The following is a 9,155-nucleotide window of genomic DNA, read 5'->3' on the forward strand; positions in this document are numbered from 1 at the left end:
AAAGTTTCTTTGGTTCTTTCTGTTCACAGAAAGAACAGTACCCTCCCGGGCAAAAACGGATAATCGAACGATTGAACAGCATGTTAACCAAAGCGGAGATCAAGCGGATACGGTCGCTCGGCGACAAAAGCGGCCGCGAGACAGAAAGAGCCTTCGTCGTCGAAGGCGAGAAGATTGTCGGCGAGCTGCTCGACTCCGGTTTCGGAGTTCAGGCAGTATACCGGGTCGGCGAGAACCTCACGGTTGCCGAGATGGCGCGGATCTCGTTTCTGCGCACCCCGTCCCCCGTGCTCGCCGTGGCCGAGATACCCGCCGACCGGCATGCGGAGCAGAGTCCTCGGCTGCCGCAAGGACTCGCCTTGGCGCTGGACGACGTGCAGGATCCGGGGAACGTGGGGACGATCCTGCGGCTCGCCGACTGGTTCGGCGTGCGGAGCGTCTATGCCTCGCCCGGCACCGCCGATTGCTGGAACCCGAAAGTCGTGCAGGCCACCATGGGCGCGATATTCCGCGTGCGGATGCACTACGGGCCGCTCGAACCGCTGCTCCGCGAAGCGGCACAGGCGGGAGTGCCTGTTTACGGCACGTTTCTGGAGGGTGACGACATCTACCGCTGCGACCTGCCCCAAGAGGGAGACGCCCCCGGGCTGCTCGTGATGGGAAACGAAGGACGAGGGATTTCGGCCGCCGTGGCGGCACAGGTCACCCAAAAGCTCTACATTCCGCCATTCCCGGCCACAGCGGCCGGAGAGACCTCCGAGTCGCTCAACGTAGCGATGGCCACAGCCGTCGCGCTGGCGGAGTTCCGACGGCGGGCGCGCCTCTAAATCCGGTCGGAAACCGACGGACTTTCCGAAAAATTCATTACTTTAGACACATCAAAACCAAGAATCGAGGAATATGGCCACATTCGAAGTGACGGGCGGCTGCCCGCTGAGCGGCTCGATCGAGCCTCAGGGAGCGAAAAACGAAGCGCTGGAGATCCTTTGCGCCGTACTGCTGACGCCGGAGGAGGTCACCGTCCGGAACGTGCCGGAGATTATCGACGTGCTGCAACTCATCGACCTGTTGCGTGCCATGGGAGTCGAGGTGACGCGGCTGGAGCGGGGCGTCTACCGGTTTCGGGCCGAGCACATCGACCTCGATTACCTCCAGACCGACGAATTCCGGCGGGCCGCTTCGCGGCTGCGGGGGTCGGTGATGATCACCGGGCCGCTGCTCGCCCGGTTCGGCCGGGCCTATATGCCGCGGCCGGGAGGCGACAAAATCGGACGCCGGAGGCTGGACACCCACTTCATCGGGTTCCAGAAATTGGGCGCCGAGTTCGACTGCGACACCGACCGGAAATTCTATACCGTGCGGGCTCCGGGGCCGGATCATCGGCTGCGGGGGGCTTATATGCTGCTCGACGAGGCTTCGGTGACGGGGACGGCCAATATCGTGATGGCGGCTGTGCTGGCGCAGGGGACGACGACCATCTATAACGCGGCGTGCGAGCCGTACTTGCAACAACTCTGCCGCATGCTGGTGCGGATGGGGGCCCACATCAGCGGCATCGCCTCGAACCGGCTGACGATCGAGGGGGTCGATGCGCTGGGAGGGACGGAACATACGATGCTGCCGGACATGATCGAGGTGGGGAGTTTCATCGGGATGGCGGCCATGACCCATTCGGAACTGACCATTCAGAACGTGTCGTACGACGACCTGGGGATTATTCCGCAGCAGTTCGCCCGGATGGGCATCCGATTCGAACAGCGGGGCGACGACATCTATATCCCGAAACAGGAGCACTACGAAATAGAGAGCTTTATCGACGGTTCGATCATGACCATCGCGGATGCGCCGTGGCCGGGGCTGACGCCGGACTTGCTGAGCGTGTTCCTCGTGGTGGCGACGCAGGCCAAGGGGTCGGTGCTGATCCATCAGAAGATGTTCGAAAGCCGGCTGTTCTTTGTCGACAAACTGATCGACATGGGGGCGCAGATCATCCTGTGCGACCCGCACCGGGCGACGGTGATCGGGCACGATCATGCGATTCGGCTGCGGGGAACGACGATGACCTCGCCGGATATCCGAGCAGGGGTGGCTTTGTTGATTGCGGCGATGAGCGCGCAGGGAAAAAGCGTGATCCAGAACATCGACCAGATCGACCGCGGGTATCAGGACATCGACGGGCGACTCAATGCGCTGGGGGCTCAGATTAGGCGAATCGACTGATTTCCACGATTATGCAGAAATCCAACGCGTTTCGATTCAAACAGTTCGCGGTGACGCAGGAGCGGGCGGCAATGAAGGTGGGCACGGACGGGGTGCTGCTCGGCGCGTGGGTCTCGTTGGAGGGTGCTTTGCGGCGGGTGCTCGACGTCGGGACGGGAACGGGGGTGATTGCGTTGATGTTAGCGCAACGGACTGCGGCGGAGGCGGAACCGCCTGTCATCGATGCGGTTGAGGTCGATTCGGAGGCTGCTCGCGAAGCGGAGGCCAATTTCGCAACTTCTCCGTGGGCGGCTCGTTTGCGAGCATACGATGCTGCTATTCAGTCTTATGCGACTAACTATCGGGAGGCGAAATACGATCTGATCGTCTCGAATCCACCTTATTTTATGGCTGGCACTGATTTCCGCCGGGGTTTCGACCACTCGGCGGCAGCCACGCAGCCGACGGCGGCGAGGGTGGCGGCAAGGCATGCGGAGGCGTTGCCGTACGACGAGTTGATCGATGCGGTATCGGGACTGCTGGAGGGTGAGAACGGACGGTTCGCTGCGATTTTCCCGTACCGCGAGGCGGGGATCTTCGTGGCGAAGGCTGCGGCGCGGGGGTTGTATGCGCATCGGATGCTTGAGGTGCGGGGCACGCCGCACAAGCCGGTGAAGCGGATGGCGATCGAGTTTTTGTTCCGGCGGCCGAAGCCGGAGGCAATCGTTCGGGAAGAACTTTGTATCGAAGACGGTGCGGGGAATTTTACGGAGGCGTATCGCGACCTGACGCAGGATTTTTACCTCCGGTTCTGACCGGTTCCCCCGCCCCGGGCTACCGCGACGCGGGAAAAGAGGGTGAATCAGGCGGTTTGATGCGTGTCGGCAATGACGGTTACAGCTGGCTGTCCACTTTCAGCGATCTTCTTGGCATGGACTTGAGTTTTAACATGGAATGGTTCGATTCCGACCATGCAGACTATCGTGGCTACGGTCTTCAGTTGCGTTGCCTCTCGGAATAAACGGGGCAGAGGCGGCCTTAGCGATGTACAGACAGAGGATGAGTCTTGCGGAACCTAAGGCGTAGCGTAGCTATCACAAAAGTTTTTGGTGCCGCTTTTTCCAAAAAGCGGCAGTTCCGTCCGGTTTGAAGCTCGAAAGTCGCCCGCCCGCGTAAAGGGGCATATTCTGTGGGTTGGCTGGATGCCAACCCACGAGAATTGCCGCGGGCGACTCAAAAACGCATTAACAAGCCCGCGCGCCACGCCTTAAGAGGGAAATCGTCAAAACTCGCTTGCGTGTTTTGACTGGATTTCCCATGGCGCGCGAACAATGAATTGGGTGTAGCAAGCCTGTAAGCGATACGCAGTATCGCTCCGTCCCGCCGGGGTCACCCGGCCGCCGCCCGCGCAGGGCAGTTCCGTCCGGCTCGAAGCTCGACAGTCGCCCGCCCCGCTTAAAGAGGAATTTCACTCGTTTTGCGGTGAGCAAAATCGAGATGAAATTCCTGCGGGCGACTGAAAAACCGCGCGCCGACGCCTTAAGAGGGAAATCGTCAAAATGTGCTCGCACGTTTTGACTGGATTTCCCAAGGCGCGCGAACAAAGAATTGGGGTATAGGCTGCCTTAGCGAAACGTAAGTTTCGCCCGTCCACGGGCGTGGGGCCCGCGCGGCCCGAGCGCAGTACCCTCAAACCAACCGCGCGCCCCGCCTTAGAAGGGAAATCGTCAAAATGTACCTGGGCGTTTTGACAAGATTTCCCATGGCGCGCGGACAAAGAATTGGAGCAGAGGCTGCCGCAGCGAAACGTAAGTTTCGCCCGTCCACGGGACGCGGGGCCCGGCCGGCCGCCGCCCGCGCAGGGCAGTTCTTATCCTGTTAGGGTAGAGGCGGCCATCTCGGAATGCCCGAAGGCACCGCGCGCCACGCCTTAAGAGGGAAATCGTCAAAATGTGCTGACACATTTTGACAAGATTTCCCAAGGCGCGCGAACGAAGGACGGTCTTCCCCGTGTTCCCTATAACGTCGAGCGACGGTCAATGTCGGGAAAATAATAAAGGCTCTGCGCCGTAACGCGAACGCGTTGGCCGCGAGGCCCCTACTTTCTACTATGTGGTAGAAAGTAGGCAAAGAGCACATTCAAAGGGAACTCACATCCCCCTTGAAAATCCCCCGGCGATTCCCTTTAGGGTAGACACGGACAGCTTTCGAGTGCCGAGCGACACCGGCCCGCAGGGGCGCGCAGTTCGCCGCCAGCGGCGGGATGCACAGCGTCTTTTACTGGCTGCCTCTACCCTATATGGAGCTCTCCGCTGGCGCCGAACTACAGCCGGGAGGCTTCAACCCGCTTGGTGAACGCACAGCCCGACCGGTGGATTGCAGTCAAAAGCGCGTAGCGCGATTCCTACGGAATCGCCGGCCTCGGGCGCAGCGACGCAATAGCGGCGCGGGGGAGGCGCGCCGAGGACGAATGGGTGGAGAATTGGGCAGAGTATCTGCGGTTCTTCGAACCGCCGGGCCTGCGCGCTGGGCCTTCGGCCCACCCGGGAAACGCGCAGCCCGAATCGACAGGAACCTTCGAGGGCCGAGCGGCACCGCGCCGAGGAGAATGACGGAGAATTGGGCCGAGTTTTTGCAGCTCGAAGAGCCGCGCGGGTCGGAGCTTCGCCCCGCGAAGACCCGCAACTCGCTGCGCTCGTCGGGTCTCGCAAGCTCCGACTCCACCCAATTCCACTGTTCCACTCCCCTGCACCCCGGGAGCCGCTCGAGTCGAACCCCTCCCCTAACGTTTCCGCCACGCCAGCACCGCAATGACCGCCGCCACCACGTAAGCCACCCAAATGATATGCAACGCCGGAGGCGCCGAATCGCCGCCGTAGGAGTGCATCCCGCTCAGGTAGTAATTCACGCCGAAAAAGGTCATCAGCACCGACCCCAACCCCATGACACTCATCACGTTGAAGAGATAGACCCCGCCGCGCCGCAGCCCCGGCACGAAACGGGCGTGCAGGATAAACGCATACACCATCATCGTAATCAGGGCCCAGGTCTCCTTCGGATCCCACCCCCAGTAGCGCCCCCACGACTCATTGGCCCAGACCGCCCCCAAAAACGTACCGGCCGTCAACAACACCAGACCGACAATCAGGCTCATCTCGTTGATCGCCGTCAACCGCCGCACCTGCAGGTCGACCACCGCCGCATTGCGCTCCGTCCGGCACGCCATCGCCGCCAGCGAAACCAGACCCAGCAAAAATCCGATTCCGAAAAAGCCGTAACTCCCCGTAATCGCCGCCACATGCACCAGCAGCCACGGCGATTTCAACACCGGAACCAGCGGCGTAATCTCGGGATCCATCCAGTTGAGCGTCGAGACGAACATCAGCACACCAGACAGAAAAGTCGCCGCCGCCAGCGTGATCGTTGACCGGCGGCCGAAAGCCAGTCCCGCGATCGCCGTCGCCCACGACACGAAAATCATCGACTCGTAGGCGTTCGACACCGGCGGCCGGCCCGCGATATACCTCCGGAGCCCCACTCCCGCCGTCTGGGCAAGAAAAAGGAGACAGATCACTCCGATCGCGACTCCCCCCGCCACGCGCCAGCCTCCGGCCGGCCTCGACCAGCCGAGCATCGTAATCAGCATCAGCGCAAGACCGAATCCCATATACCCGAACCCCGCCCACTTGAAGAGATCGAGCCGATTATAGAGCATCTCGGCCTCGATCCGCCGCGGCGAGATATCCAGCCCAGCCGTTTTTTTCTCCTGATAGGTGGCCATCATACCGACAATTTCGTCAGGGGTCGACCAGTCTCCCGTCTCGGCCGACCGTGCCGCCTCGGTGGCGAACCACGGAAAAATCCGGCTGACGAACATCGAATCTCGATCCCGAAACGCGCTCAGATCGTCGCCCGGAGCATACCATGCCCCGTCTGCCGAAACCGAGGCCGGAGGAAAAATCGCCACCATCCGCCCGGCAAACAGCGCGTTCAGGATATTGACCTTCTCGTCCAGTTTGAGCAGCTCCTTGTCGTACTTGTTCCGCTCGCGCACCGGTTTGGCGTAGACCTGCTCGATCTCGTCCGCAAAAATGTAGTTTCCCTCGTCGTCCAACACGTCGATAAAAGCCAGCCGCCCCTCCGCCGCCTGCTCTCCGTCGATGCCAGCCTGACGCAGGAGCGCCTCGCTGCCGACGTCGATCATCGGCACCCGGCTCCATATCTGCGGCTGGGTCAGCAATCCCAGCAACACCTGGTCGGCATCCAGCTCCCGGTACCGTTTTTCCCGCGATATCTTTCTCCACAATTCGGCCGCATAGGTATCCACCGGCTGCACGCGCCCCGTTCCGCTCTGCACCATCAGGCGACCGAAGGCCCGGGCCGTCCGGGGTGAAACGGCGTATTCGACGGCATAGATCGGAGCCATCTTCTTCTCGCGCCGACGATCCACCGCCACTCTGCCCGCGTCCCGACGATCAGCCTCCCCGACGGCATGCTCCTGTTCGATCCGCTCCATCTGGCGCCGGGTCTGCTCCTCCAGCTGCGAAAGGGTCAGCGTATCGACCCGCTCCTGTGCCCGGGCCGGCGAGGCGAGCGCAAACACCAGCCCGATCACCGGTATGGCGGTCTGTTTCAGCATCCGCCCGAGTGTCCGGAACCGGGAGCGGCGTCCGAACAAGGCCACGACCATGCCGCCGATCAGAAGAATGTACCCGCCGTAGGTCATCCAGGTTCCGATCCGGTCGCGGTTCACGATCAGCACGGTTCCGCGCTCATCGGGATCGTAGCTGGACTGGTAGAGCCGGTAAGGCCCCACGTGCAGGACATTGTTCATGTAGATATTGGCCTCGCGGTCGGGCCAGCCGGACTGCCGGACGACGACGTCGCTCTCGAACGACGAGGGGCTGTGCGAACCGGGATAGCGCACGAGGCGGAAATCGCGGAGTTCGACGCTGAAGGGCAATTGTTCGACCACCCGAGCCGGATTCGCCGGGTCGAGCAGCTCGGCCGAGCTCTCTCCTTCGCGAATGTGCATCACCCCTTCGCGCCCGGTCAGCCAGGTGACGAACGCGCCGAGCAGAATCACGACAAAGGCGGCATGGAAGCACAGCACGGCCCATTTCCGCTGGGGCACCCACCGCTGCCGGACCGCAATACCGATGAAATTGACCGCCAGCAGCAGTTGCAGGAGATAAAAAACGGGATTGTGGTAGACCCACCGCTGCGCGACGGGGGTCCCGTAACGATGCTCGACAAAGGTGGCGACGGCCAGCGACACGGCATACACCGCGAGCAGTAGCGCCATAGCCGGATAGGAACAGAGTATTCGAAGGATCTTTTTCATACACAACGATTTATCGGCCCGGGCCGAGTTCGAGTTCCCGAAGCAGTTTTCCGACCTCTCCGGGAGTCAGTTGCTGGGCTGCGTCGGTCAGCGCACACTTCGGATCGCAGTGGGATTCGATGAACAGCCCGTCGAGTCCCAGCACCATGGCGGTGCGTGCCACGACGGGCACCAGATCGGCCCGACCGGCGATGTGGCTCGGGTCGCACACGATGGACAGGTCGGGCCGCTGTTCGCGCAACCAGAGCGGAATCCGCCACAACGGATCGTTACGCAGCACGTCCCGCTGTCCGGTGCAAAAACCGCGATGGATGGCGACGATCCGCCCCTGTATACCGGCCCGTTCCAAACGTTCGATCGCGCCGAGCCACAAGGCTGCGTCGGGGGCGATCGAGTTCTTGACGTACACGTCGACGGCGCATCCTCGCAACGCATCGGCGATCTGTTGCATGTCGAACGGATTGGTGACTGTCCGGGCACCGATCCACAAGATATCGATCCCGCTGCGCAGCAAGGGCTCCACGCTGCCGGCGCCGGGCAGTTCGGTGGCCACCCGCATCCCATAGGTGTTCCGCACTTCGGTCAGCCACTCGATGCCCTCTTCGCCGACGCCTTCGAAACCTCCGGGACGGGTTCTGGGCTTCCACAATCCGGCCCGATAGACAGCAACACCCTGTCCGACAAGCCCTTCCGCTGTGCGGAGCACCTGTTCGCGACTTTCGGCGCTGCAGGGGCCGGCCACAATGATTTTATCTGTTTTCAAGTTATATCTCTTTTTTCGCGGAACAGAAATCCGGTTTACAAACGACTTTTGCTTCAGATTTTGATCTGCTCCCTTCAATCTGTATTTCTCTTCTCTTCCGTTTATTCCGAGAGGCAACGCAACAGAAAACCGTGGGAGCGATAGTCCGAGCCGCTGGTGCCGAAGTACTGCGAACTGAAACCCAAGTCCAGGCCGTAGATGCCGCTCGTGGCGGAAGACCAGCTGAACCCGTAGTTGCCGACGTGCCACAACGCGCCCTCGCCGTAGCCGCGGTAGCCCGGGGCGGGGTACCAGGCAAGCGGGGTTCCCACCACCAGCCCGGGTTCGAAGTTCCCAATCAGTCGAGGCTTCCGTTTATTCCGAGAGGCAACGCAACGGAAGACCGCGACCCGGGCTGCTTGCAAAACAGGGATGGAGGCTTTGCATGTCGAAACCTAAAAACATGCCGTTCGTTCCGTTGGTTTTGGATGACCAGTTATATCCATTCCCGCCGACAGTTAGCAAATCGCCCGAGTGTCCGTTGTTTCCTGCGCCGCGGTAGCCCGGGGCGGGGTACCAGGCAAGCGGGGTTCCCACCACCAGCCCGGGTTCGAAGGTCCCCCAATCAGTCGAGGCTTCCGTTTATTCCGAGAGGCAACGCAACTGAAGACCGTAGCCGCGGCGGTACGCGCTGCTGGGATGGAGGTACGTCACGCCGAAATGCAAGTACACCCCGTTGCTGCCGCTCACCGACGACGAGTAGCTGAACCCGTTGTTGCCGACGCTGCTCAGCCCGCCATTGGCTCTCTCGCGGAAGCCCGGGGCGGGGTACCAGGCAAGCGGGGTTCCCGTGCCCGAGGTGGTTACCTT

9 protein-coding genes are annotated in these 9,155 nt (G+C 61.6%); 4 read left to right on the plus strand and 5 right to left on the minus strand.

The window, feature by feature from the left end:
* Window positions 1-80: 80 nt before the first annotated feature.
* From QZ292_RS08085 to QZ292_RS08100, 4 genes are all read left to right on the plus strand, one after another.
* Complete coding sequence (locus QZ292_RS08085) at window positions 81-827, plus strand: RNA methyltransferase (RefSeq protein WP_294600412.1); 747 nt, start codon at window positions 81-83, stop codon at window positions 825-827.
* 73 nt (window positions 828-900) lie between these two features.
* Entirely contained in the window at window positions 901-2,220 is a 1,320-nt protein-coding gene (gene murA / locus QZ292_RS08090) for a UDP-N-acetylglucosamine 1-carboxyvinyltransferase (RefSeq protein ID WP_294600397.1), read from the plus strand.
* A gap of 11 nt (window positions 2,221-2,231) precedes the next feature.
* The gene (locus QZ292_RS08095; protein ID WP_294600398.1) at window positions 2,232-3,014 is read left to right on the plus strand and encodes a methyltransferase; all 783 of its coding nucleotides are present in this window, start codon (window positions 2,232-2,234) and stop codon (window positions 3,012-3,014) included.
* Window positions 3,015-3,073: 59 nt separating this feature from the next.
* The gene (locus tag QZ292_RS08100; RefSeq protein ID WP_294600401.1) at window positions 3,074-3,220 is read left to right on the plus strand and encodes a hypothetical protein; all 147 of its coding nucleotides are present in this window, start codon (window positions 3,074-3,076) and stop codon (window positions 3,218-3,220) included.
* Between the two features lie 1,761 nt (window positions 3,221-4,981).
* On the opposite strand, the gene ccsA is transcribed toward QZ292_RS08100, so the two are convergent.
* The 5 genes from ccsA to QZ292_RS08125 form a co-directional block, all read right to left on the minus strand.
* Window positions 4,982-7,543, minus strand: coding sequence for a cytochrome c biogenesis protein CcsA (gene ccsA, locus QZ292_RS08105; protein ID WP_294600403.1), 2,562 nt, complete (start codon window positions 7,541-7,543; stop codon window positions 4,982-4,984).
* 10 nt (window positions 7,544-7,553) lie between these two features.
* On the minus strand, window positions 7,554-8,306 hold the full coding sequence (locus tag QZ292_RS08110; RefSeq protein ID WP_294600404.1) for a hypothetical protein: 753 nt from the start codon (window positions 8,304-8,306) through the stop codon (window positions 7,554-7,556).
* A gap of 101 nt (window positions 8,307-8,407) precedes the next feature.
* A complete protein-coding gene (locus tag QZ292_RS08115) occupies window positions 8,408-8,617 on the minus strand; it encodes a hypothetical protein (RefSeq protein ID WP_294600406.1) in 210 nt (69 codons plus the stop codon).
* Between the two features lie 43 nt (window positions 8,618-8,660).
* Window positions 8,661-8,882: a hypothetical protein gene (locus QZ292_RS08120; RefSeq protein WP_294600408.1), complete on the minus strand. Its 222-nt coding sequence runs from the start codon at window positions 8,880-8,882 to the stop codon at window positions 8,661-8,663.
* 45 nt (window positions 8,883-8,927) lie between these two features.
* A partial coding sequence (locus QZ292_RS08125) for a hypothetical protein (RefSeq protein WP_294600410.1) occupies window positions 8,928-9,155 on the minus strand: 228 nt, incomplete at its 5' end.

Source organism: uncultured Rikenella sp., assembly GCF_910577125.1.
Taxonomy (GTDB): Bacteria; Bacteroidota; Bacteroidia; order Bacteroidales; family Rikenellaceae; genus Rikenella.

What these genes read in the sequence shown, in the direction of transcription:
- QZ292_RS08085 (WP_294600412.1), top strand. Translation starts at nt 81, where the DNA reads ATGTTAACCAAAGCGGAGATCAAGCGGATACGGTCGCTCGGCGACAAA.
- murA (WP_294600397.1), top strand. Translation starts at nt 901, where the DNA reads ATGGCCACATTCGAAGTGACGGGCGGCTGCCCGCTGAGCGGCTCGATC.
- QZ292_RS08095 (WP_294600398.1), top strand. Translation starts at nt 2,232, where the DNA reads ATGCAGAAATCCAACGCGTTTCGATTCAAACAGTTCGCGGTGACGCAG.
- QZ292_RS08100 (WP_294600401.1), top strand. Translation starts at nt 3,074, where the DNA reads ATGCGTGTCGGCAATGACGGTTACAGCTGGCTGTCCACTTTCAGCGAT.
- ccsA (WP_294600403.1), bottom strand. Translation starts at nt 7,543, where the DNA reads ATGAAAAAGATCCTTCGAATACTCTGTTCCTATCCGGCTATGGCGCTA.